Origin of the sequence: Enterobacter sp. 18A13, assembly GCF_007035975.1 — a bacterium.
In the GTDB taxonomy this organism is placed as follows: Bacteria; Pseudomonadota; Gammaproteobacteria; order Enterobacterales; family Enterobacteriaceae; genus Enterobacter; species Enterobacter vonholyi.
Window position 1 is genome coordinate 2,675,368 of record NZ_AP019634.1, and the last position, 22,491, is coordinate 2,697,858.

The 22,491-nt window shown below is 53.4% G+C and carries 22 protein-coding genes; all 22 read right to left on the reverse strand.

The features are described 5' to 3' along the window. Positions 1 to 3: 3 nt before the first annotated feature. The 22 genes from FOY93_RS13035 to FOY93_RS13140 all read right to left on the reverse strand — a co-directional run bounded on the left by FOY93_RS13035 (position 4) and on the right by FOY93_RS13140 (position 22,489). Positions 4 to 444, reverse strand: coding sequence for a DcrB-related protein (locus tag FOY93_RS13035; RefSeq protein ID WP_143345233.1), 441 nt, complete (start codon positions 442 to 444; stop codon positions 4 to 6). A gap of 75 nt (positions 445 to 519) precedes the next feature. Continuing rightward, complete coding sequence (locus FOY93_RS13040; RefSeq protein WP_143345234.1) at positions 520 to 1,413, reverse strand: Ivy family c-type lysozyme inhibitor; 894 nt, start codon at positions 1,411 to 1,413, stop codon at positions 520 to 522. A 3-nt stretch (positions 1,414 to 1,416) separates the two neighbouring features. After that, on the reverse strand, positions 1,417 to 1,971 hold the full coding sequence (locus FOY93_RS13045) for a hypothetical protein (RefSeq protein WP_232057347.1): 555 nt from the start codon (positions 1,969 to 1,971) through the stop codon (positions 1,417 to 1,419). Positions 1,972 to 2,046: 75 nt separating this feature from the next. Beyond that, a complete protein-coding gene (locus FOY93_RS13050; RefSeq protein WP_232057348.1) occupies positions 2,047 to 2,544 on the reverse strand; it encodes a hypothetical protein in 498 nt (165 codons plus the stop codon). Then, the gene (locus FOY93_RS13055) at positions 2,537 to 4,459 is read right to left on the reverse strand and encodes a type VI secretion system Vgr family protein (protein WP_143345235.1); all 1,923 of its coding nucleotides are present in this window, start codon (positions 4,457 to 4,459) and stop codon (positions 2,537 to 2,539) included. Before FOY93_RS13055 ends, FOY93_RS13050 begins: the two co-directional genes overlap by 8 nt. Positions 4,460 to 4,518: 59 nt before the next feature. Then, positions 4,519 to 4,968 carry a hypothetical protein gene (locus FOY93_RS13060; protein WP_143345236.1) on the reverse strand — a complete coding sequence of 150 codons (450 nt, stop codon included), beginning with the start codon at positions 4,966 to 4,968 and terminating at the stop codon, positions 4,519 to 4,521. Between the two features lie 51 nt (positions 4,969 to 5,019). Then, a complete protein-coding gene (locus tag FOY93_RS13065) occupies positions 5,020 to 5,460 on the reverse strand; it encodes a hypothetical protein (RefSeq protein ID WP_143345237.1) in 441 nt (146 codons plus the stop codon). 111 nt (positions 5,461 to 5,571) lie between these two features. Beyond that, positions 5,572 to 6,669, reverse strand: a complete 1,098-nt coding sequence (gene tri1, locus FOY93_RS13070; RefSeq protein ID WP_133294640.1) for an ADP-ribosylarginine hydrolase Tri1 — start codon at positions 6,667 to 6,669, stop codon at positions 5,572 to 5,574. A gap of 37 nt (positions 6,670 to 6,706) precedes the next feature. Next, positions 6,707 to 7,087, reverse strand: coding sequence for an immunity protein Tsi6 family protein (locus FOY93_RS13075; protein ID WP_133294641.1), 381 nt, complete (start codon positions 7,085 to 7,087; stop codon positions 6,707 to 6,709). An 80-nt stretch (positions 7,088 to 7,167) separates the two neighbouring features. Next, complete coding sequence (gene tri1 / locus FOY93_RS13080; RefSeq protein ID WP_136195745.1) at positions 7,168 to 8,238, reverse strand: ADP-ribosylarginine hydrolase Tri1; 1,071 nt, start codon at positions 8,236 to 8,238, stop codon at positions 7,168 to 7,170. A gap of 200 nt (positions 8,239 to 8,438) precedes the next feature. Further along, positions 8,439 to 8,786: an immunity protein Tsi6 family protein gene (locus FOY93_RS13085; protein WP_045404268.1), complete on the reverse strand. Its 348-nt coding sequence runs from the start codon at positions 8,784 to 8,786 to the stop codon at positions 8,439 to 8,441. After that, on the reverse strand, positions 8,779 to 10,041 hold the full coding sequence (locus FOY93_RS13090; protein WP_045404269.1) for a polymorphic toxin type 46 domain-containing protein: 1,263 nt from the start codon (positions 10,039 to 10,041) through the stop codon (positions 8,779 to 8,781). Before FOY93_RS13090 ends, FOY93_RS13085 begins: the two co-directional genes overlap by 8 nt. 2 nt (positions 10,042 to 10,043) lie before the next feature. Then, positions 10,044 to 10,838 carry a DcrB-related protein gene (locus FOY93_RS13095; protein ID WP_136195747.1) on the reverse strand — a complete coding sequence of 265 codons (795 nt, stop codon included), beginning with the start codon at positions 10,836 to 10,838 and terminating at the stop codon, positions 10,044 to 10,046. 11 nt (positions 10,839 to 10,849) lie between these two features. Then, positions 10,850 to 12,778 (reverse strand): type VI secretion system Vgr family protein, encoded by a 1,929-nt coding sequence (locus tag FOY93_RS13100; protein ID WP_143345238.1) that lies wholly within the window; start codon positions 12,776 to 12,778, stop codon positions 10,850 to 10,852. Positions 12,779 to 12,849: 71 nt separating this feature from the next. Further along, on the reverse strand, positions 12,850 to 13,302 hold the full coding sequence (locus FOY93_RS13105) for a hypothetical protein (protein ID WP_045404275.1): 453 nt from the start codon (positions 13,300 to 13,302) through the stop codon (positions 12,850 to 12,852). Continuing rightward, positions 13,286 to 14,089, reverse strand: coding sequence for a DUF8093 domain-containing protein (locus FOY93_RS13110; protein ID WP_143345239.1), 804 nt, complete (start codon positions 14,087 to 14,089; stop codon positions 13,286 to 13,288). Before FOY93_RS13110 ends, FOY93_RS13105 begins: the two co-directional genes overlap by 17 nt. Before the next feature lie 20 nt (positions 14,090 to 14,109). After that, on the reverse strand, positions 14,110 to 15,528 hold the full coding sequence (locus FOY93_RS13115; RefSeq protein WP_143345240.1) for a serine/threonine protein kinase: 1,419 nt from the start codon (positions 15,526 to 15,528) through the stop codon (positions 14,110 to 14,112). 24 nt (positions 15,529 to 15,552) lie between these two features. Beyond that, the gene (tssH, locus tag FOY93_RS13120) at positions 15,553 to 18,168 is read right to left on the reverse strand and encodes a type VI secretion system ATPase TssH (RefSeq protein ID WP_143345241.1); all 2,616 of its coding nucleotides are present in this window, start codon (positions 18,166 to 18,168) and stop codon (positions 15,553 to 15,555) included. A gap of 38 nt (positions 18,169 to 18,206) precedes the next feature. Next, positions 18,207 to 19,250 carry a type VI secretion system baseplate subunit TssG gene (gene tssG, locus FOY93_RS13125; RefSeq protein ID WP_133294648.1) on the reverse strand — a complete coding sequence of 348 codons (1,044 nt, stop codon included), beginning with the start codon at positions 19,248 to 19,250 and terminating at the stop codon, positions 18,207 to 18,209. Beyond that, entirely contained in the window at positions 19,247 to 21,118 is a 1,872-nt protein-coding gene (gene tssF, locus FOY93_RS13130; RefSeq protein WP_111964759.1) for a type VI secretion system baseplate subunit TssF, read from the reverse strand. Before tssF ends, tssG begins: the two co-directional genes overlap by 4 nt. Before the next feature lie 2 nt (positions 21,119 to 21,120). Next, on the reverse strand, positions 21,121 to 21,684 hold the full coding sequence (tssE, locus tag FOY93_RS13135; RefSeq protein WP_111964760.1) for a type VI secretion system baseplate subunit TssE: 564 nt from the start codon (positions 21,682 to 21,684) through the stop codon (positions 21,121 to 21,123). After that, complete coding sequence (locus tag FOY93_RS13140; protein WP_133294649.1) at positions 21,677 to 22,489, reverse strand: type VI secretion system accessory protein TagJ; 813 nt, start codon at positions 22,487 to 22,489, stop codon at positions 21,677 to 21,679. The genes tssE and FOY93_RS13140 overlap by 8 nt, the downstream gene beginning before the upstream one ends. Positions 22,490 to 22,491 lie beyond the last annotated feature (2 nt).

Sequence of the window (22,491 nt, forward strand, 5' to 3'; positions counted from 1 at the left end):
GCCTTACACATTCCGGTTGTCGTTTAGCGTCAGACTCTGCTTAAGCGCGCTCCAGCGCACCTCGTCCTCTTCGGTAAAGGCTCTGAGTGCCGAGAGGGTAAAAATCATCAATACCGGTTTGCCCGGTGTCTGCACGGCCAGCTGTTTTTGCCACAGGCGCTGCCCGTTACGGTCAAACGTGGTCTCAACTTCCAGCCCGTTAATGTTGCCGTCAGGCCCGGCCTTTACGTTCCTAAATTCGCTCTGGGCGATCTCACCCATCTGAGGTCGCAGTACATCCCACTGGCGGTGGAACTCTTGTTCATAGTCGCTGCCATTGGGGATCACGCCACGGCTGACCACCACGGACAGCCCGCTTTCGTCATCGCGAATAATGTTCATGCTGTTATCCTGCCAGACAGCAGGAAAAAGGGAAAACGAACCTTCCTGGAGGGTGTATTTCATAAGTGAACTCGGGATGATTAATATTGTGAGAAACAAAAAGGCCAATCCATGCTGGCCCTTTGGCTGGCTGTTTTATTATTTACGCCATTGACCTGACTGTTCGACTAAAACCTGGCTGCCTTTGCTGACAACCAATTTCGCGGGCTCATACGTCACGGTATAAACGATCTCGCCATTCTTGTACGTTGAACCGATTATTTTACCTGCGGAATCGTGCAACGTTTTTCCCTTTAAGGAGATCGTACTGTTATCGCTTTTTCGCACTACGAGATAGAGCATCTCGTCACATTCGCTCTCAAAATGACCGCACCTGTTTTTCAGAGAAATAGCGAACTTTTCGGTATCCAGTTTTCGGGTTTCAGCGTGATGAACCGAAGCGGCTTTACGTAACGTATAGCGCTGTGGAGCATAATCATTTCCTTTTTGAGGAGGCGTTACCAGACGCCATTCCATTTCACTCCCCTTTATTTCCAGAACAGCCCGTCCGCCTGCGCCGCCTGCCCAAACCCCGTCAAACGCAGGTCTCGACTGGCTGTTCGTTGCAAACTGCATCGTATTGAACCTGGCGGCCCATTGCTGGATATCAACATTAATACCCGGGCTATTATCAGAGGATTGGTAATGGATTACGTCCGACTCCGGAACCACCCAGGCCGCAAAGATTTTGCCGTCAGGATTGATAACCAGCGCTGACGCGTTCTCCAGATAAAGATCTTTTAGCCAGCCTTCAACAAACAATCCTCCACCTGTGGTGGTATGCGGTTCGCCGAAGACGTCAAAGTTATCAATAAAGGTTTGGTAGTGATTTCCCAGCAGCGTCCTGAGATTGTCTGTCACTTCACTGTCGTTAAGGATGCGACCTACCGTATCGAGCTTATTATATTGCGATAATTCAAGTGCCGATGACGTTTCAACGACGCCTGTCAATAAAGCCGTGAACAATACGACTGCCAGATATTTTTTGGTCATAAATTATTCTTGAGAATCATTTTTGTAATTCATCGTTATTTTTATAACGTTGCCGCCTTTTATCTCAAAAGAGAGCAATTCTTTATCCAATTCGTAGGTAATCCACTGCTCCCCCGCATCATTGTCGACCTGACCGGTACCGTATGCGCTGTTCAGTTCCTTTCTCGTTGAACCCACATGGACACCACGCGGCGTTGCGAATTCTTCGGCAGTCAGCGTAATCTGCGACACGATATAATCATCAACGCTTCGTTCAGCTTTATCCCACCAGAGATTGGAAGTGAATATCTCTACTCCAGCGTTTTGATGCTGAAAGAATTTATATTGGACTCCATCAAAAGGAACCTCACCGGTAAAACTACCTTCCACCGGCACGCCAATTTTACGGGCAATATCAGGCGTCCATCTGTCGCCCAAGGCGACAGGCAGGTCTTTGATCTGTACTGAAAAATCCTGTTTAGTCAGAATGGATGGCTTACCTTGAGCGAAAACCACATTGCTGCCAGGACAGCTAAACATCAGGACCGAACAAAGAAATATTGGCGTATGTTTTTTCACGTTAATCGTCATTTATTAAATGTGTATGGCCATTATCACCCTGAAGAAACCGTCAGGACATGAGTGCAGTATTTCTTAGTCGGCGCTAATGACGACTGAACCCAGACAGTGAGGATTTTTCACGGTGAAGCTGAAGCTCACTTTTTGTCCATTCATATCTTTTCGGGCTGTATAGCTGGTCACTTCGTTCTCCGAACGGCCGCGCGGATAATCAGTTAACCTCAGCTGCGGATAGCGCTTTTTAACGGTATCAAGCGTTATGCATTGACCTGAGGAAGGTGAAAAATTCAGTAAAGGCGCCATGCCGTCGTTTTGTTTGCTTAAACGTAACCCAATTGCGGTTATGTTCGTTCCATCAGCGAGTTTGATATCGTCGGCATTGTAGAAATTGATATATTCATTTTGCCTGGTCATCTTAAACGATAACGGCGCGTTACTAAGGGTTGTAACGGATAACGTCTTAAGCGATGCACTCATCCCGGAAATAAACATCCAAAGATCCTTTTTCTGTGCATCACCTCCAGCCATTCCCGTCGTTAGTAACGCGATAAGCACCGCACCTGCTTTACTCATCTTTGGCCGTAAATTTCGCCTGCACCGCCGCATCAATATCCCCTTTATGCCCCGATCCCGGTGCCGTGGTGCCCGGTTTTGTACCAGAGGTATTCAGATGCAGCTTACCGCCAGTGGTGATATACCCATCCCCTTCCACGAAGAAGTTAAATTCTTTACCGATCAGGTTAATCTTGCCGTTAGCATTCAGCTCAATGGCACTCTCACCGGAGACCAGCCGCAGCTTCGTCCCGGAAGCAATGACGTACTGCTCCACCGCCGCATCCAGCTTGCCTTTCCCCGTCAGGATCTCGGTGCCACCTTTCACGGCCTGAGTCTGATTCGCTTCCACGCGATGCAGTTCATTTTTCTTCACGTAATGGCTGCGCTCGCCGCCGACGCTGTGCGTTTCATCATTTTTAATGCTGGTGTCCATGTTACGCTCGGCCTGGATCCACACCTGCTCTGCACCCGCTTTATCCTCAAAGCGCAGGGCGTTGGCGTTGTCCACGGAACCGTCTTTCGTGCGGCTCATAAAACCCATCTGCGTCGCCGCGGCAGGCAGCGCCCACGGCGGCATGCTCGCGTCGTTGTACACGCGACCGGTAATAATCGGCCGGTCCGGGTCGCCGTTGATAAAGTCCACCACCACCTCATCGCCGACGCGCGGGATCTGCACCCCGCCGTAGCCCTGGCCCGCCCACGCGCTCGACACGCGCACCCAGCAGGAGCTGGTGTCATCGCCCTTCGCCAGGCGGTCCCAGTGGAACTTCACCTTTACGCGGCCGTATTTGTCCGTCCAGATGCTCTCGCCGTTCGGCCCCACCACTTTTGCGGTCTGCGGGCCGTAGGTGCGCGGCCACGCCGTGGTCTGCGCCGGACGGTACACCACCGCCGACGGGATCACCGTGAAATCGGTGCGGTGAATGGTCTCCCCCTCGCCGCTGGCGTAACGGTTCTCTTCAAAGTGATAGCCCGCCGCCGTGACCAGATACTCACCGTTGTCGCTGAAGAACGGCGCGTTGGTTAACGTGAAGGTGTGCCCTGGCGCAATCCCCGCCGCCGTGGCGGTGGCCTGAATCTGCTGATGCTCCACCTGCCAGCGCTCCTGACGAATGCGGGCATAGAACTCCCCGTGCCCTTTGTCCACAAAGCGCCCCGGCCAGTCGTACACGTCAATGCTGCCCGGCGTCGGCGATGCCGGGTTCTGCTGGGCCTGGAACAGCCACGCGTTCGGCTTGCGGAAGTCATAGTCGTCGAGGCTGTAAATCCCCGGCGTCACGCTGTCCTCCAGCGCCCACTGGCTGATGCCCTCTTCATCCGTACTGCCGCCTGACGGCGTCTGGTGGTAAGGAATAACCTCATAGCCGCTGAACGGCTGATGCTGCGTGGCGGCATCGGTCAGCACCAGGGTGTGTTTGTCCGCCTCATGGCGGAAGTGATAGGCAATCCCCTCCAGCTCCATCAGGCGGCTGATGAAGTCCAGGCTCGACTCCTGATACTGCACGCAGTAGTCCCACACCCGGTAGCTGCCGGTGAGTTTATCCTCAACGTTGACCTGATGCTCACCCAGCAGGGTTTTCACAATCTGCGGCACCGTCTGGCCCTGGAAAATACGCAGGTTACGGTCGCGCTTCATCGGCCACAGGTCCGGCTCCACCGTCAGCTGGTACACCGCATAGCGGGTGCCCGTCAGCTCAACGGCGCTGACCGCCACGCGCGTCACCTTGCCGTTAATATAGCGGGACGTCAGCAGATTCTGCGTCGGGATAGCCACCGTGACCGGCTGGCCCAGCAGCTTGCTGCGGTCGATGCGCGCGTCCGTGCCGAGCACGGTCAGCGTCAGCGCGAACGACTCGGACATCGCCTCGCGGCCCGTCAGTTTCCAGAACAGAAGCCCCTCCACCGGGAGCTGAACGGTAATTCGGTTGAGCATAATCTTTATTCCACTATGGACTAATCTCGGTGTTCATTGAGATATTTTTTAAATCGTGCTTATTTAAGCCATAAACCTGAAAACATAAGGACGCTCCCCAGGGAAACTACGCTTTTAGCAACGATAAGTAAGCAAGGCGCAACAACGCGTGTTATAGACGATATTGCTTCATAATTTTCAGCATTGTATTTTTTGTGCCCTCCTGTAATCCCGGAAAAGATCGTACAGAGCAGCACAACGGTAACTTTTAGTCCCCATACGCACAGGAAAGACATGGAAAAGATAATCGAATATTGTTTCGCCGTTGCGACGGAGAATAATGACATTGACAGCGCGAGCCATTTCAATGTAAAGCCAATAACAACCGTAACCGCTAGCACCAGAACGAACATCACACCAGCAAGGAACCATTGTTTTTTGTTGAACAAATCCTTTCCATTCCAGATAAGTGCTAGCGTCCAAATCATAAAAATAAAAAAGAAAAACAAATGCATCATAATATCCCGCATTTACTTATTTTCATATCCTGGCATTGCTGGCATCTAACTAACCTCTTTATATCAGCCTGTACTGCCAAACCAGATGCCATAGAGCATCAAGATACAGCCTAACGAGGCGAGACATTTTGCTACCAGGTGTAATTTGGCCCCATACCGGGCAGACAGAGACGATAGTTTTAAATACATTTCTTTGGTATTATACCGTTTATGAAATCGCATAATACTCTCGAAAATAGCATTCAACATCACAACAAAAAATTTCGACAGTAACATTGCCACCAGGGATGCCGGTAATATTAATGCTATCGCCCGCGCGCTTTCTCTGTCCAGTAACGGGGTTAATTTTGATACGCCAATTAAAATGAGTGTCAATGCAAGCGCACCAACCAACACTGAAATGAATTTAATTCGAAAGTCTCGCCACTCTTTTAGGGTGTAAAGATCTTTCCCGTTCCAGATATAGACTAAGGCGATGAGTATAAAATTATAAAGCCAGTCCATTTCATTATTTCATCTTTTATCCATGCTTTTTGCCAGAGTAAAAAACAGCCACTACTTTTCTTCAGATTTATGACACGGATATCCTTCCGTGCCATAGATGATGAACAATTTCTAAGCGATGTATTCAGGAGCTCTATCGAACAATTCACCTGCCATTGTAGCAATTCGTTCGTATTGAACGAGTTTGTTTTTCCACTCCTTCGGAATACCGGAGCACCCATATAATGCCCCAGCTATTTGTCCCGCCGTGGCCGCAACGCTGTCAGCGTCATCGGCAAGATTGGCAGCCAGCAGAATCGCATCCCGGAAATTATCAGTATTCCATACGGACCACATCGCGGCCTCAAGCGTATCGATTACATAACCACTTGAACGAATCTGATCGCGAGTTTTTTGCTTATATTCACCCGCGTTGATAATCATTACACGTGGCTGTAGCGGCATGACGTGCGGAGAAAAAACAAAATCTTTATTGCTACCGTTAATCATATGCACGAGCAAATAACTTAAATACTGTGTGCTATTTATTGCTTCCGCGGCTCCATGCGTTGCTATACTTTGTTTTTTAGCCTCATAAAACGCTTTACTTAATGACTTTCTAAAAAAAATAGAGACAGGTGCTTGCCTGATGATGGAAGCATTACCTGCAGTTTCTGGTGCTGTATTACCGTTCCACCCGGGACCAACAGTTAAATATTGCTCTAAAGCAAACCGAGTTGTATTTCCTATATCAAAACAGACGCCATTTGAACTATTATAACCATGCTGATACCATTCCAGAAGTTTATTCCTGAAGCATATAGTATCAGCATCACCTTTCTCAAGAAGCGTTTCCGCAAGACATAATGCCATGGATGTATCATCCGTCCATTCACCTGCGCGGAGTCGAAATGGCCCACCACCTATCATATCTTTGACATGTGCTTTGTCACGAGGTAAAAATTCGAGCGTCGTACCTACAGCATCTCCAACAGCAAGACCTATAAGCGCACCGACAGCACGGTCTCGCGATTCCGCTAGTGAGATGTTACATGATGGCGTTAAGTCCCATTGTTTTTGTACATCACTATTCGAGGATGATTCTAAGGGTTTATTATCATAAATATACTGCAGCCTCCGCTGGACGGAAGGATTGCTAATCGGTAAGTATTCGCGATATTTATCCACATATTTTATCAGGGCATGCAAATTGGTATGTAAATCTATCATCCATCACCTAAAATATAGTTACATTCAATATCGTAACCTAAAACTCATCAGGATATTTCATCTTTAGGTTTTGTTGTTTTATTGTGTAATTGGCGTCAACCTCGTGCGGTAGTCTAACCTTTAACCCTCGACGTATTTGATCCACAATAAACCAGGCATCCGACAACCTTTCAAAAAACAACTCATCAGAATTATCAAACTCCTTCGCTGCAAACATACCGAAAGTCATTTTCCATAACTTTGCTTTATCCTTTTCCTTGCCTTCGATTAAGTCCCGTAAAAATATTAATTGTTGTACAATAGAGTCGTACATTTGTAAAATCGGGGCGTGAGAATTACGATTCGTGACGTCTGCATATCTCTTTTGTGCTAAAGTTAATGCTTTATCAACATAACCAAAGGTTGTCATTTCATTCATTGCAGTAGATTCAGTTAAATTGAAATACGACACCTTAGTGCGAGTTGTTTTATCACCTCGCTTCCCCCTATTAATTCTAACTATAAAAAATTATCCTCAGGTGCTCTATCGAATAACTCACCTGCTATTGTGGCGATACGTTCGTGTTGCACGAGTTTATCTTTCCACCCCTGCGGGATACCGGAATAACCATATAATGCTCCCGCTATTTGTCCCGCCGTCGCCGCAACGCTGTCAGCATCATCGGCAAGATTGGCAGCCAGCAGAATCGCATCCCGGAAGTTGTCAGTATTCCATACGGACCACATCGCGGCCTCAAGCGTATCGATAACATAACCACTTGAACGAATCTGATCGCGAGTTTTTTGCTTATACTCACCCGCGTTTATGATCATTACACGCGCGCACAGTGGGAAAATATGAGGCGAAAAAGCTTCTTCTTTTTGATAACCGTTAATTAAATAGTGCAATACCAATCCGAGAAATTGGCATGCGTTAATTGATTCTACCGCGCCATGCGTTGCTCTACTCTGAGCCTGGGATTCGAAGTAAATCGCACGCAGCGATTTTCGACGAAAGATAGATACCGGGGCTTGACGAATAACCCCAGCATTACCAGCAGTGTGTTTCTCTGTATTGCCATACCAGGAAGGTCCGACACGCATATACTGTTCAAGCGCGAATCGCGTCGTATTCCCGATATCGAAGCACCGACCATTACTGCTATTATCTCCGTTAAGATACCATTTCAAGAGATATTTTCTAAGCACATCGGTATGCATTCTTTTTTCTGAAAGATAAGTCTCTGCCAGACATAATGCCATGGACGTATCATCTGTCCATTCACCAGGTTTTAATTGAAAAGGCCCGCCACCAATCATATCCTCTACATGTTCACTGTCTCTTTTCTTAAACTCAAGAGTGGTGCCGACGGCGTCCCCGGCTGCCAAACCGACCAGCGATCCAAGTGCCTTATCACGTGAAACATCTTCAGTTATGGTTAAAGGTAATGTTGCATCCCATGAGTGAGATGAATTCGACGCATCAAGACTAGTGTTTCTTCTTCCATTACGGATATTAATTGGCATGTAGCTACGATAACGATCGGCATAACGATTGATTACCGAGTCTTCACTGTGAAGATCTTCCATTATGCATTCTTTATAAAAGGATTAAACCAGGGAAACTGCGCATGACAGATTATAATCTATCATTCTCTCTTTTTTTCCGTGAAACAGAAGACTTAATTACATTAAAAAATGGAGATAGCAATCAAGTGTATATGATAGTTACAGCAAAAAAGTGTTAACGATACCGGACAATCACATTTAAAAATAAAAAAAACTGCCTATCACTTACGATATCTTTTTTGCCTTTTCAGGTACTCTACGTCTTGCTCATGGGGAAGAATAACCTTCAATCCTTGCCCCATCTGCGAGGCTATATAATTAGCATTGGACAAATGCTGAGCAAGTTCGGCATCGGTAGTATCAAACTCTTTAGACGCAAGCACTCCAAGATTCAATGTGTGTAATTTACTTTTATCTTTTTCAGCACCAGTTAGAATAGATTTAATATAATCCAACTGATTTTTCGCCATAACATATAAAGAAAATGTAGGATTTTGTTCTAATCGATTATTAATTGCATCAATAGCATCATTTATATAATCTAGCGCGGTGTAATTTTCTTTATTCATGAGCCACCTTAAATATATCCTTTTCGCTTGAAAGCATCTGTATTGCCCCACCTTTTGTCTGATAGGGTACATCTTTCACTGACCAAGTATCAAGTGCGGGCAAAGAAGTACTACGTAACATTTCAACTTTTTGTTGTGAAACATACGGTTTTGCTACTTTATCAACAACTTGATCAGTGCCATAAATAGTACCTTTTGGATTGATACCCAACTCTGTTGGCTCAACATCTTCTCGAAGAGCATACCAGTTTCCCTGTCGTCCTCCTGGCACTTGGTTTTGATAGAGTGTTTTATTTCTGTTTATTGTTTCAACACTCACTCTATTTGTATAGTCAATGCCATTATCAAAGTCACGAATCTGTTGCGGAGTGAAGCCCTTAGATTCGAGCCAGTTTCTTGCCAGCTCTTTATTTCCTCTGGCTGTAATATCTCTATTGAGATCGCCCGTGCGTCCAAATTTTTCATTAAGTTCAGCTCTTCGGGCCGAAATATTTGGCTTAACCGGTTCGAGAACAGGCTTACCAGCCCGCCACGCATCAAACCTTGCCCCTCCCTTCATGCCAGCCCCGCCGCCGATAACAGAGCCAATCAGCATCCCCCATTTCTGACCGTCGCTGCCTTCGCCAAACAGCATTCCACCCGCGTAGCTACCCACAGTGCCACCGCCCATCGCACCGAGGGTACTCAGAAGTGCGATTGCCGGACTGGCCAGCACCGCCATGGCTCCGGCACCAACGGCGAGCATCGTCCAGTTAACCCATTCCGGGATTTCAGGACTTATTTCATCGGTCTGAACCTTGCTTCCACCGATAATAACATTACGCGATCCCTGACTAATCTCGGCGCTGCAAGTCAACTTATCGCCTGTGCGAGAGGCGGGAAAGTTATTGATGTAAACTTTTATCGAACCTTCCGCAACCCGTTGCAGGCTACCGCTGTGCTCATCACACTCTCCGGCTGACAGATGAGCGCGGATAGCCTTTCGGCTGTTGATAAAGACATTGGGTGAACCTTCTTTTAGCGTACCGGTGGTATGGCGTGGAGCCCATGACATACTGCCGAGGAGCTCACCCAACCCACCCGCAGCACATGCCCCAGCCGCAACGGCAGAAACAGCAACCAACGCGGTCCCTCCTGTGACGACAACGGCAGCTGCGCCCAGAATTGCCCCACCAACCAATCCTGCGATCATCCAGCCTTTTGAGGCTGTATGAGCAATCTCATCATCTACGCGAGCGGCCAGACATTCGGACATAACTATTCGGCTCGCTGTGCCATCAGATACCCACGTATCCGATCGGGTGTATCAAGTTGGTCAGAACCAGAGACCTGGCGGCATACGGAAAGCTGTGAAAGTAGGTGATGTGATTTGTCTGCGAAAGTCGTCCAGAGCGCGTAACGAAGGGGTTGGCTGTCCGGAACGGGTGCAATACTGAGTGGTTTACCCTGTTTTTCAAAAAGCAAATATTGCCCCTCTTTCGCCCGCTGAAGCGAAAGATGTCCATACAGTTCCTGAATGTTTTCAAAGACACTCAATTCCTTACTCTCACTATCAAGCGCAAAAAATGGCCCCTGGCTGTCGGCAGCGAGCATTTCTCTAGTTTCAGTCTGAGCCGGTTTGTGGAACTTAATACTGCGGATAATTTCCTGATATTGATTATGATAATAATCGCTAAACTCGCCCGGGCAAGTACCGATATAACACACCATCTTTTGGCCGCCAGGATGGTCACCGAGCAAAATAACGGTCTGCCTCTGGAAAATGATCGCATTATCATTTTTGAATTGATAAAAAAGCTCAACCGCCGGGAGACCATCAACAGAGGTCATCTGCGAGGATTCGAGACGAAAGTCGGGCACCGTAATTTCCAGTTCACGTACCAAACGGGTTGCCGCATCATGGACTTTATCTTCGTTTTTAGCACTCGCACGAGAAACAACAAAAGTAAACTCGCTGGCTCCGTTATCACTCAGGGTAAATAAATTCATGGTTCTGTCTTTAAAAACATCGGGTAAGGCAAGGGATGCTTCCTGAAGAATATATTCAGCCATTCGGGTTACTCTTATTTATTGCCATTAATAACAAAAAAACTATCCACTTCCTGCTGGATTTCACCCTGAAGGGATGCGCCAGGCGGATCGATGACATTTTGTCCATCATCAGGGTTCAAATGTAATTCGCCGGAAAGCGTATTAATTTGCGCATTCTCTTTTGCAGTAAAGTTAAAATTATTCCCAATGATATTAACGCTGCCGTCTTTTGATAGCTCGATAGCACTTTCACCACATTCAAGTCTCAGTGTATTACCTGCGGAAAGGATAAAATTGTTAACCACTTTATCGTTTCGACTGTTACCCGTCAGGCATATCACATCGCCTTTAATCCCTGATTTCTGATTTTTCGCTACCCGTAAGGTTTCATCTTCGCCAACAAACTGAGTGCGATTTTTTTCAGTAGAATGCGACTCGTCGTTTTTGACGTTAATATCCAGATTCCGCTCGGCCTGGATCCACACCTGCTCTGCGCCCGCCTTGTCCTCAAAGCGCAGGGCGTTGGCGTTGTCCACGGAACCGTCTTTCGTGCGGCTCATAAAGCCCATCTGCGTCGCCGCAGCCGGTAGCGCCCACGGCGGCATGCTCGCGTCGTTGTACACGCGACCGGTAATAATCGGCCGGTCCGGGTCGCCGTTGATAAAGTCCACCACCACCTCATCGCCGACGCGCGGGATCTGCACCCCGCCGTAGCCCTGGCCCGCCCACGCGCTCGACACGCGCACCCAGCAGGAGCTGGTGTCATCGCCCTTCGCCAGGCGGTCCCAGTGGAACTTCACCTTTACGCGGCCGTATTTGTCCGTCCAGATGCTCTCGCCGTTCGGCCCCACCACTTTTGCGGTCTGCGGGCCGTAGGTGCGCGGCCACGCCGTGGTCTGCGCCGGACGGTAGACCACCGCCGACGGGATCACCGTGAAATCGGTGCGGTGAATAGTTTCACCCTCGCCGCTGGCGTAGCGGTTCTCTTCGAGGTGGTAACCCGCCGCCGTGACCAGATACTCACCGTTGTCGCTGAAGAACGGCGCGTTGGTTAACGTGAAGGTGTGCCCTGGCGCAATCCCCGCCGCCGTGGCGGTGGCCTGAATCTGCTGATGCTCCACCTGCCAGCGCTCCTGACGAATGCGGGCATAGAACTCCCCGTGCCCTTTGTCCACAAAGCGCCCCGGCCAGTCGTACACGTCGATGCTGCCCGGCTTCGGCGATGCCGGGTTCTGCTGGGCCTGGAACAGCCACGCGTTCGGCTTGCGGAAGTCATAGTCGTCGAGGCTGTAAATCCCCGGCGTCACGCTGTCCTCCAGCGCCCACTGGCTGATGCCCTCTTCATCCGTACTGCCGCCTGAAGGCGTCTGGTGGTAAGGAATAACCTCATAGCCGCTGAACGGCTGATGCTGCGTGGCGGCATCGGTCAGCACCAGGGTGTGTTTGTCCGCCTCATGGCGGAAGTGATAGGCAATCCCCTCCAGCTCCATCAGGCGGCTGATGAAGTCCAGGCTCGACTCCTGATACTGCACGCAGTAGTCCCACACCCGGTAGCTGCCGGTGAGTTTATCCTCAACGTTGACCTGATGCTCACCCAGCAGGGTTTTCACAATCTGCGGCACCGTCTGGCCCTGGAAAATACGCAGGTTACGGTCGCGCTTCATCGGCCACAGGTCCGGCTCCACCGTCAGCTGGTACACCGCATAGCGGGTGCCCGTCAGCTCAACGGCGCTGACCGCCACGCGGGTAATTTTGCCGTTAACATAGCGGGACGTCAGCAGGTTCTGCGTCGGGATGGTCACCGTGACCGGCTGGCCCAGCAGCTTGCTGCGGTCGATGCGCGCGTCCGTGCCGAGCACGGTCAGCGTCAGCGCGAACGACTCGGACATCGCCTCGCGGCCCGTCAGTTTCCAGAACAGAAGCCCCTCCACCGGGAGCTGAACGGTAATTCGGTTGAGCATAATCTTTATTCCATCTAGCTTATGCGATTCAGAAAAGAGGTTCGCATCTATGCATGAGCGTCATTTATATATCAAAGTGAATGAGTTTTTTCTCTTTTGCCCATTACGTAAATGAGAGAATATATCTTCAGAAACTCCGATATAACAAACAACCCTAAATTCACCCACACATTTGAAATACCAAACACACTTATCAGAAGTGGGAAAAGAGAAACCGAACATCTGAATGAAATGAGACGAAAGACTTCCTGAATAAGGGCAAACTTAATCGCAACATTTTTTCTCTTAAAAAACATCCAGGCCGAAGCAAAAAGAGAAAGCAACAAAAGCAAATCAAATATAAAAAAGAGGGTTACGATAAAGCTGTAACCGCCTCCTGAAATGACATCTGAGTTCCCTGTGAACGCGATGATATCTGAAATGAAGGGGATCCTGTCCTGGCGAAGTGAATTTATAGCGTAAAGCAAGATAGCCAGTACATCCATACATCCCCAGAAATACCATAATTTACTTTTTAAATTCATAATCCTCTTCTCTGACTCCAGGTATCCATTGCCATGATTTACCACTTACTGCCCAGGCATCATCGCTCTCAAGGTATTTCTGATAAATGGATCGTTGTTCTCCGAATCGTCTAATTACAGATTTTTCAGATATCAACGCGCGTGATACTCCGTCCAGGTCTGCGGGTAGTGCTGTCCAGCGCTGGATTTTATCGCGCGACGTATTCATGTAATCTTTACCGTCCGATCCAAACACCCGTCCCTCGTCCCCCATGCTCGTCAGGCGATTAATCGCCATGATCACAACATTTTTTGTGCCATGATAATCATCTTCCACAGTTTTCCAGTAACCCGGTCCGTAGTAAGCGGTCGATGGAATAAATGAATCACGCGTTGGGGCTGGTTTTCCAAATAGAGCGACATTGTTTCGGTAACGTTCGAGGATGTAACTCACGAAAGCTGAGCTGTACATCTTCTCATCTACACAAAACAACTCTCCTGACTCAGAGATGGAAAAGGGATATATGGCTTTTGTCCGTTGACGGTGGTCTGTTAAAACTACTTCTCCTGAGTCAATTAACCGTTCAATTTTACTAAGATTTTGTGCGTAGAGAGGATCAAACACGGCATTAGGATTAAATTCGAAGCGACGTCGCAACGTTAAACCATCAATGCTGTGAAATGGATTTAAAGCACCGCGCACCACAACAAATTCACGTCCTACGTCGCTCCGCGCATAAACAGGAGAGACAATCTTTTCGAATTCCTTTGGATGAAGCCTCTGGCTTCGAAGATCGTACACTTCCATAGTTTCTCCTGTTTATATTTCTACGGATTCACCAGCCAGGTGCCCGGCCTGGTGATATCCAGCGTCTGGCCACGCGTTCTTCCGTTGCCCTGCAGTTCAATCTTCACCTCACCGGCCGGCAGCTTGAGCGACGCATAACCGTTGGTCGCTGGACGGAGCGCTTTTTGCTCGCCGTTCACTTTCAGCGTTTCGCCATCAAGGATGCGGATATAGACCAACGCACTCGGGCTCTCGACAGGCGGTGGCGTCTGCTGTGCCGTCGCCTGCTCGCTCACCTTCGCCGTTTCCGGCTTCACGTCTGGCGCGTTTGCGACGGTTTCGGTTGGACGCGTCTCGCCCGGTGTCTGTGCAGCCTGCTCAGGGGCATCGTTACCGCCGCTGAACAGCATCGCCCCGGCGATAACCCCTACCAGCACGCCTGCGGCAACCATGCCCGGGATCTTGTAGCGGCGCCAGTCGAGCAGCGAAGCCGGTTTCTCGTCTTCAACCGGAACCAGCATCGTGCCGGGCTTTTTCGCCGTCAGCACGTCGTTGATCCCGGCGACCGGCATCTCTATCAGCGCGGCGAACTCGTCGATTGACTGCGGACGATCCTCCATGTGCAGCGCCAGCGCACGGTCAATGGCCTGCAGCAGCGGAATGGAATAGCCCTGCGGCATGATTTCCACCAGCGGTTTGCAGGTATCCTGAATAGAGCGCACCACGCTGACCGGCGGCGGAGAACCCACAATCAGGGTTCGCAGCACGGCGCCGAGGGCGTAAATATCCGTCCACGGGCCCTGCTCGCTTTCGTTGTCGTCGGTGTACTGCTCAATCGGGGCAAAGCCCGGGCGCAGCATGGTTTCCGTTTCGTCGGAGAGATTACCGATGGTGCGGCGCGCGGAGCCGAAATCAAGCAGCACCGGCAGGCCGTTATCCTGGATCTGAATGTTATCCAGAGAGATGTCGCGGTGCAGGTAGCCTTCGTTGTGGATAGTCTTGATCGCGCCAAACAGCATCGGCAGCGTGCGGCGGATCCAGGCTTCGTTAATCAGCTCCGGCTTTTGTTCGCGCAGGCGCGAAAGCGTGGTGCCGCTGTAAAACAGCGTCCCCATGTAGGCCGTGTCGTTTTGCACCCAGAAGCGCAGGACGTGCAGCAGGTTCGGGTGGTTAAAGCGCGCCAGCAGACGGGCTTCCTGAATGAAGCTGTTCAGGCCTGCGGAAAACGCTTTGCCAAAACGCTCGCTGCGCAGCACCAGGGTCATGTCGTCGCCGCGCACGGCGAGCGAGGAAGGCATAAATTCTTTGATAGCGATAGTGCGTTCGAGCTGGTGATCCCACGCGCGATAGACGATGCCAAAACCCCCGCCGCCGATCACCTCTTTGATTTCAAACTCGTTGAAGCGGTACCCGACCGGGAGCGCGTTTGGGACAGTCCGATTGTTATCATTATCCGTCATCTTTTACAGTTCTCTTGATGATTATTACGCGGCAAACTGACAGTGAAACTCGCCCTGCTCGCAGGTGACGTGCAGACGTCGGTACTGCTCGTCGCTGCGGCTGGCGGTAAGTAAGATCTGGCTCATCTGAGGCAGCAGAGTGTTGGTCAGAATAGCGTCCACCATGCGTCCCCCGGACTCCACCTCGGTACAGCGCTGAACGATCTGTTCCACCACGCTGTCGTCAAACTCAGAAATTATGCTGTGATTCTCTTCCAGACGACGCTGAATGCGCTTGAGCTGCAGGCGAACAATCTGCCCCAGCATCTCGTCGCTGAGCGGGTAGTAAGGCACTACCAGCAGGCGGCCCAGCAGCGCCGGAGGGAAGACCTCCAGCAGCGGCTGGCGCAGCGCGCCGCTTAACGCCTCAGGCTCCGGCATCAGGTCCGGATCGGCGCACATGGCGCTAATCAGCTCGGTGCCGACGTTGGACGTCAGAATAATAATGGTATTGCGGAAATCGATGTGGCGTCCCTCGCCGTCCTCCATCCAGCCTTTATCAAACACCTGGAAAAAGATCTCGTGGACGTCCGGGTGCGCTTTTTCAATTTCGTCCAGCAGCACCACGCTGTAAGGACGGCGGCGCACGGCCTCGGTCAACACGCCGCCTTCACCATACCCTACGTACCCCGGAGGCGCACCTTTTAAGGTGGAAACGGTGTGCGCTTCCTGGAACTCACTCATGTTGATGGTGATGACGTTCTGCTCGCCGCCGTAAAGGGATTCGGCGAGCGCAAGCGCGGTTTCAGTTTTACCGACCCCGGACGGTCCGCAGAGCATAAAAACTCCCACCGGCTTGTTGGGATCGTCCAGCTTCGCCCGCGAGGTTTTCACGCGGCGGGCAATGAGATCCAGACCGTGACGCTGGCCGATAACGCGCTGGTTGAGCGTGTCTGCCAGGTTAAGCACCGCGTCGATCTCGTTTTTCACCATCCGGCCCAGCGGGATCCCGGTCCAGTCGGAGACCACCGCGGCGACCACGTTTTCATCTACAGCCGCAAACAGCAGCGGTTCATCGCCCTGAAGGGCGTTCAGCGCCTGCTGCTGCTCCGCCAGCTGGCTGCGCAGATCGGCGCTATCTTCATCACCCGCCGCGAACAGCGCCGCGCGCAGGCGAATAATTTCCTGCACCAGGCTGCGTTCTTCTTCCCAGCGCAGGGCCAGGGCTTCGCGTTTTGTCTCATACGCGCCGCGTTCTGCGCGTAACGTCGTCACGCGCTCGGCGTCACCGGCCCCCACGCGCGCTTCGCGTTCAGCAATCTCAATTTCCACGTCCAGCGCGGCAAGGTGGCGCAGGCAGTCTTCGAGCTGCGCAGGGGGGGCGCTCTGGCTGACCGCGACGCGGGCGCAGGCGGTGTCGAGCAGGGCCACGGCTTTGTCCGGCAGCTGACGCGCCGGAATGTAGCGATGCGACAGCTTCACCGCCGCACTGACCGCCTCGTCGAGCAGCAGGACCTGATGGTGCGTCTCCAGCGGCGACACGGTGCTGCGCAGCATCAGAATAGCTTTCGCTTCATCCGGCTCGTGCACCTGCACCGTCTGGAAACGACGGGTCAGCGCCGGATCTTTCTCAATGTACTTTTTATATTCTGCCCAGGTAGTTGCGCCGATGGTGCGCAACTGGCCGCGCGCCAGGGCTGGCTTCAGCAGGTTCGCCGCATCGCCGGTCCCCTGCTGGCCGCCTGCGCCAATCAGGGTGTGGATCTCATCGATAAACAGAATAATCGGCGTGGCGCTGGACTGGACTTCGTTAATGAGCGCCTGCAGACGGGCTTCAAACTCACCTTTCATGCCTGCGCCCGCCTGCAGCATGCCGATATCCAGCAGCCACAGCTGAATATTTTGCAGCGGCTCCGGGACGTCGCCGTCGGCGATGCGCAGCGCCAGCCCTTCAACAACGGCGGTTTTGCCGACCCCGGCTTCCCCGGTCAGCAGCGGGTTATTCTGACGGCGACGCATCAGGATATCCACCATCTGGCGGATCTCCTCGTCGCGCCCGACAACCGGGTCAATCTTCCCGTCCCGGGCGCGGGCGGTCAGATCCTGGCCATACTGGGCCAGCGTCCCCTGTGCAGCCGGTACCGCACCCGCCGGTGCGTCGACGGCGGCAGCGGCCTGCTGCGTCTCTTTGCTGTTGGCGCAGATGGTATCGAACTGCTCAATCAGCACCTCGACGTTAAGGCGGGTAAACTGCGCCGAAATGCTTTTCAGCACGTTGGCCAGGTTCCAGGTTTTCAGCATGCCGATCAGCAAATGGCCGCCGCGAATACGGCTGACGCCAAACTTCAGCGAGCCGAAGACCCAGGCGCGCTCCACGGCGCTGTCGATATGCTCGGAGAGATCGGAAACTGAACTGGCGCCACGCGGAAGGACATCCAGCGCGGCCACGATATCGCGCGTCAGCTGCTGTTCGTCGAGGGCAAAGTGGCGGATGACCTGCTGCAGATCGCCATCCTGCTGCTGCATCAGCTGATGCAGCCAGTGCACCAGCTCAACGTACGGGTTACCGCGCAGCTTGCAGAACGCAGTGGCGCTTTCCAGAGAGGTAAATAACAGCGTATCCAGTTTGCCGAAAAGCACGGCACGGCTAATTTCTGACATGTTAGTTTCCATTAACAATGGTTCGGTATACGGAAGGATTACCGCTCTGCGCGATACACCAGATCGCCGCGCGGTACAGGCTGCGGCTGAAGGCCCAGCCAGGTGTTATAGCCTAATCGCCCATTGCTGCCGAGCGTGGTGCCCTGCACCGCGTCTTCGCGCAGGATCACCCGCGTTTCCCATTCAAACTCCACCCCGGCGTACTGACGCACCCAGTCGCGCAGCTCGGTCACCCACGCTTCACCCGGCAGAAAGCGGTTGTACTCCTCCGCGCTCAGCGGGCCAATTTCGATGCGAAACTTGTGCTGCACGTCGCGGACGGCGACGCCGAGAAAGGCCGATTCACCCATGCGCGGCATGCGGCGTCCTGCTCCCAGCTGCGCCTGCTCGCGCGTGGAGAGGGGCATCCACTGCGGCACGTTGCTAACCAGTTTGACCGGCGCCTTAAAATAGCTGCGCAGGATCTTCTCCAGCCCCTCGGGATCCCGCCCGTGGCGGGTCAGGTGCCCGGCGTGGGTAAAGCGCGCGTGCGAGCTCAGGCTGCCTTTGTTCATCTGCCCCGGCTGGCCCATGCCAATCAGCGACGCCAGATAGCCCTCAAAGCGCTTGTTATCAGCACGATCCAGGGAGACGGTAGGCTGCGCATCCGCCCAGGCGCGGTAAAACAGCAGCGCAAGACGGTGATGGAACAGATCGGCAAACGCGCTGAGGCTGGTGTCCTGATGATGATAAATACGCTCGCGGGCGTACTCGGTCATATGGACCGGGAGCGGGCCGTTCGGGCCAAACAGGCCGAAGCTGAGGATAGACACCTCGTGCAGCCCGCTCTCTTCCCGCTGACGTACGTGGGCCAGCGTCGACGGCGCAAAGCTCATCGACGGCTGCTGGCCGATGCGCAGCGGTTCAAATTTCGGCAGCGGCGCGCGTCCCAGCGGGTAGCGCTCGCCGCTCTGGGCATCAATGCGCCTTAACAGCTGAAACAGATCGTAGCGCCAGGGCGTCTCACGGACGCCGTGCCAGAACGCGTCCGGCAGCCTGGTCAGGCGATGCACGCGCAGCGGTGCAGTGGCAGCGTCACTCATATCAGCGCCCTTTTACCCATGCGCGGCGCCCAGTAGCCAATCTCGCCGCGCTGCTGACTTTTCAGGGTGAACTCCGTAAAGCTGTTGATAGACACCAGGCGGGCAAAGAGGCGCTCCATCACGCTACCGAAGAGCCACGGGCTGGCCCCGGAAAAGGCTCGCTCATCCACCGTCAGGGTAATGCCGATCCCGCGGGCGAACACGACCGGGCCGGGTTCAGGCACGCGGCGGTGAACCGGCTCCAGCACGCAGTGGCGCACCCCCTCCACCTGACGCGCAACGGGCGTTTCGGCCAGGTTGGCATAAAGCCCTAACAGCTGGCGCAGCGCGGCCGCCCCCTCTTCGTTTTCGCTGTCCATCAGGCTGAGGTAGTTCATCTGCAGCTGGCTGATAAGCCGCCAGGTGCTGAACCCTTCCGCCAGCGCCGGACGCGGCGGCGTCGGCCCTTTACGCAGGGTGAGGGATTTCACCGGCATGGAGTCCGCCACAATGAACTGCCCGAGTTCCTGCTGCAGCATCAGCGGCAGGTCGCGGCTGGTGCAGAGCACCTCGGCAGAGATATAGCGCAGGTTCTCCTGCCAGGGGGCATGCTGTTCATCCACCAGTGAAACAAACACCTCCGAGCCGATATAGCCGGTACGGGTGCCGTAGCGCAGGGCGTGTTCGGACAGCACGCGCTGTTCGCGTCGCAGCGAAAAATAGGCCCCGTAGTTGCCCGCATCGCCGCTCCAGGTGCTCCAGAATGGACGAAACGTCTGGTCATCGCGCTGGCCGTCCGCGCTGCCATAAATTTTTTTGACCGCGTAAATTTCATAATCCAGCGGACGAATGTTATCGACCACCAGATGGTATTCATGCTGGCCGTCATTCAGCTTCTGACGCGCCGCGACCTTTGGAAACAGGTTGATGACCGGCGTACAGTGCAGCGCCAGATGGCTGGCATCGACCACGCGCTCCAGCTGTTCATCTGACTTATCCAGCAGAATGAAGATGTCGAAGGCTTTTTCGCCTTCACAGCGCTGGATCAGCGTGCTCAGACCGCTCAGGCTGATGAAGCGGAAGCGGGCCGGAAACGCAAAGTACTCCTGCAGCAGGCGATAGCCGTCAAAGTTGCGCAGATCGTCCGGCAGCAGCGCCTGGTCAGGCTCAAAGCCCTCCTGGCGCAGCGCATCTGACGCCAGCAGCTGTCGCTGCGGCTGCGGACTGACCGTCTGACAGACGATCCCGGCGTGGTGCTCCATCACCAGCTCCAGCAGCTTCAGCGCTTCAATGTCCGGACCGCCGAGGAAAAATTCCAGGCGGTCGAAATCCAGGTGCCCGAGGTTTTGCGGGCCGTCGCAGGCAATGCGTATCCGCAGGGCGCTGCCGATCCCCCGCTGGCTCAGTCCCAGCTGCGCCAGCGGCAGATCGGCGGGGACGCCGCCCAGTTCAACCTTATCGATTTTCAGCGGCAGCAGGTTGACCTCGTGCGCCGTGGTATAGCTGCAGGTCACGCCGGTTTTTTTCAGCGCCAGGCTGTCCATCATGGTGCCACGCGGGACAATAAAGCCTTTGCTCAGGTCGCCCCGGCTGCTGTCGGGCTCAATCTCCGCAATCGCCATCGACGGCGTGGGCGCGAGATAGTTAGGCGCGATCATCTCCAGCAGACGCTGGGAGAAGCGCGGAAACTCCGCGTCCATTTTCATCTGCACGCGGGAAGTCAGGAAGGCGAAGCCCTCCATCAGACGTTCGGTATACGGGTCCGCCACTTCGATGCCGCGCATGCCCAGCCGTCCGGCGACTTTAGGGTAGCGTTCGGCAAACTCGGCCCCCATTTCGCGCAGATAGGCCAGCTCGCGGTTGTAATATTCGAGCAGTTTACTTTCCATGATTACCCCGCATCCTTCAGTTCAAAATGGCCGTTTTCCAGATCGACATCGGTACGAAACAGAAACTCCAGCGGGTACGGCACGCACCATAAACGCCCTTTGATCTCGATGGAGAGCACGTTGTGCAGATCCAGCGAGGAGGTATCCGACACGCAGCGAACCTGCAGCCCCTGCGGCAAAATGCGCGGCTCAAAATTAATGATGGCCTCGGTGAGCTTGCGCTGAATATCGTGCCATTCGATGTCCGACATTCTTTTCCCGGCCAGCGGCGCGACGCCGAAGTTGACCACCGAGCGGTTCACGTGCGGCAAGGCGCTCAAATCGCCGGAGGCATCGTGGTTGATGGTGTTAAACAGCCACTGCAGATCGCGCAGGACGTTGCGGCGCAGGGCGGCGTGGGTGATCAGATTGCTGTTGGCCGACTCGCGCTTTTTTTCCGGGTCGTCATCGGTAAGGCGATCGAGCAGCGAGGGCTGCATTTTGTCGCGCGCCCCCACCTTCTCCTGCTTGCTGCGGGCTTGCCAGCCGCTGCGCAGCAGATCGCCTTCGCCAGCGGGATTACTCATCGGCTCCATCCGTCGCAAACGTCACGAGGCTCAAGGACAGCAGCGGGCTTTCGCTTTGCTCGCTCAGCCAGGCTTTCTGGCCCCTGCCTTCGTAAAGGGTACCGTCTTCGTCGAGCGCCTGCCATTCGGTGGTGCGGCCTAATTTGACCGCATCAGCGGCATCGGCAGCAAAAGGATAACGCGCCGGGATCTGACACACCTGCTCCGTACCGTCGGTCAGGCGCACAAGCGCGTGACGCCAGACCAGATCGGTGACGCTGGCAGGCGCCTGGAAACGGATCTCCGCGATAGCGTTAAACGGCAGCCAGAAATAGCGGCCGTTCACTATGGTTTCGCAGACCGGGCCGAGACGGGCATCGCCGTCCATCAGCCAGTCAAAAGCCTGCGTCTCCTCGTTTTCGAGGGTGATGTGACCCGCAGTGGCCTGCGCCTGTTCGAGGGCTTCGAGACGCAGTTCCCGGGCGCGCTCGCCCTTCTCGCTCAGCGCCTCGGCCAGAGTAGTCAGCCACGGCCACTGGGTTTCAGGCATGGCCGGGCGCGCCTGTCCCGCCATCACCTGCGCGCGCTGCAGCTCGCCCTGAATGGACTGCTCCAGCAGCGTGACGGTAGGTTTCGCCTGAGGCTTCAGCGCCAGCCAGCTTTTCAGCTGGGTAAGAGCCCGCGTCCAGTTGCCGCTGAGGGTTAAAAACTGCACAAACGCAGCGCGAAGGTCGGCATCCGCCGGACGGGCTTTGATTTCAGCTTCCAGACGCGCCAGCGCATCGTTGAGCGACTCGCCCGCCAGGTGTTGATAAAGCGTATTCATAG

Coding starts and splice junctions, on each gene's coding strand:
- FOY93_RS13035 (WP_143345233.1), bottom strand. CDS start 444: ATGAAATACACCCTCCAGGAAGGTTCGTTTTCCCTTTTTCCTGCTGTC.
- FOY93_RS13040 (WP_143345234.1), bottom strand. CDS start 1,413: ATGACCAAAAAATATCTGGCAGTCGTATTGTTCACGGCTTTATTGACA.
- FOY93_RS13050 (WP_232057348.1), bottom strand. CDS start 2,544: ATGAGTAAAGCAGGTGCGGTGCTTATCGCGTTACTAACGACGGGAATG.
- FOY93_RS13055 (WP_143345235.1), bottom strand. CDS start 4,459: ATGCTCAACCGAATTACCGTTCAGCTCCCGGTGGAGGGGCTTCTGTTC.
- FOY93_RS13060 (WP_143345236.1), bottom strand. CDS start 4,968: ATGCGGGATATTATGATGCATTTGTTTTTCTTTTTTATTTTTATGATT.
- FOY93_RS13065 (WP_143345237.1), bottom strand. CDS start 5,460: ATGGACTGGCTTTATAATTTTATACTCATCGCCTTAGTCTATATCTGG.
- tri1 (WP_133294640.1), bottom strand. CDS start 6,669: ATGATAGATTTACATACCAATTTGCATGCCCTGATAAAATATGTGGAT.
- FOY93_RS13075 (WP_133294641.1), bottom strand. CDS start 7,087: ATGAATGAAATGACAACCTTTGGTTATGTTGATAAAGCATTAACTTTA.
- tri1 (WP_136195745.1), bottom strand. CDS start 8,238: ATGGAAGATCTTCACAGTGAAGACTCGGTAATCAATCGTTATGCCGAT.
- FOY93_RS13085 (WP_045404268.1), bottom strand. CDS start 8,786: ATGAATAAAGAAAATTACACCGCGCTAGATTATATAAATGATGCTATT.
- FOY93_RS13090 (WP_045404269.1), bottom strand. CDS start 10,041: ATGTCCGAATGTCTGGCCGCTCGCGTAGATGATGAGATTGCTCATACA.
- FOY93_RS13095 (WP_136195747.1), bottom strand. CDS start 10,838: ATGGCTGAATATATTCTTCAGGAAGCATCCCTTGCCTTACCCGATGTT.
- FOY93_RS13100 (WP_143345238.1), bottom strand. CDS start 12,778: ATGCTCAACCGAATTACCGTTCAGCTCCCGGTGGAGGGGCTTCTGTTC.
- FOY93_RS13105 (WP_045404275.1), bottom strand. CDS start 13,302: ATGAATTTAAAAAGTAAATTATGGTATTTCTGGGGATGTATGGATGTA.
- FOY93_RS13110 (WP_143345239.1), bottom strand. CDS start 14,089: ATGGAAGTGTACGATCTTCGAAGCCAGAGGCTTCATCCAAAGGAATTC.
- FOY93_RS13115 (WP_143345240.1), bottom strand. CDS start 15,528: ATGACGGATAATGATAACAATCGGACTGTCCCAAACGCGCTCCCGGTC.
- tssH (WP_143345241.1), bottom strand. CDS start 18,168: ATGTCAGAAATTAGCCGTGCCGTGCTTTTCGGCAAACTGGATACGCTG.
- tssG (WP_133294648.1), bottom strand. CDS start 19,250: ATGAGTGACGCTGCCACTGCACCGCTGCGCGTGCATCGCCTGACCAGG.
- tssF (WP_111964759.1), bottom strand. CDS start 21,118: ATGGAAAGTAAACTGCTCGAATATTACAACCGCGAGCTGGCCTATCTG.
- tssE (WP_111964760.1), bottom strand. CDS start 21,684: ATGAGTAATCCCGCTGGCGAAGGCGATCTGCTGCGCAGCGGCTGGCAA.
- FOY93_RS13140 (WP_133294649.1), bottom strand. CDS start 22,489: ATGAATACGCTTTATCAACACCTGGCGGGCGAGTCGCTCAACGATGCG.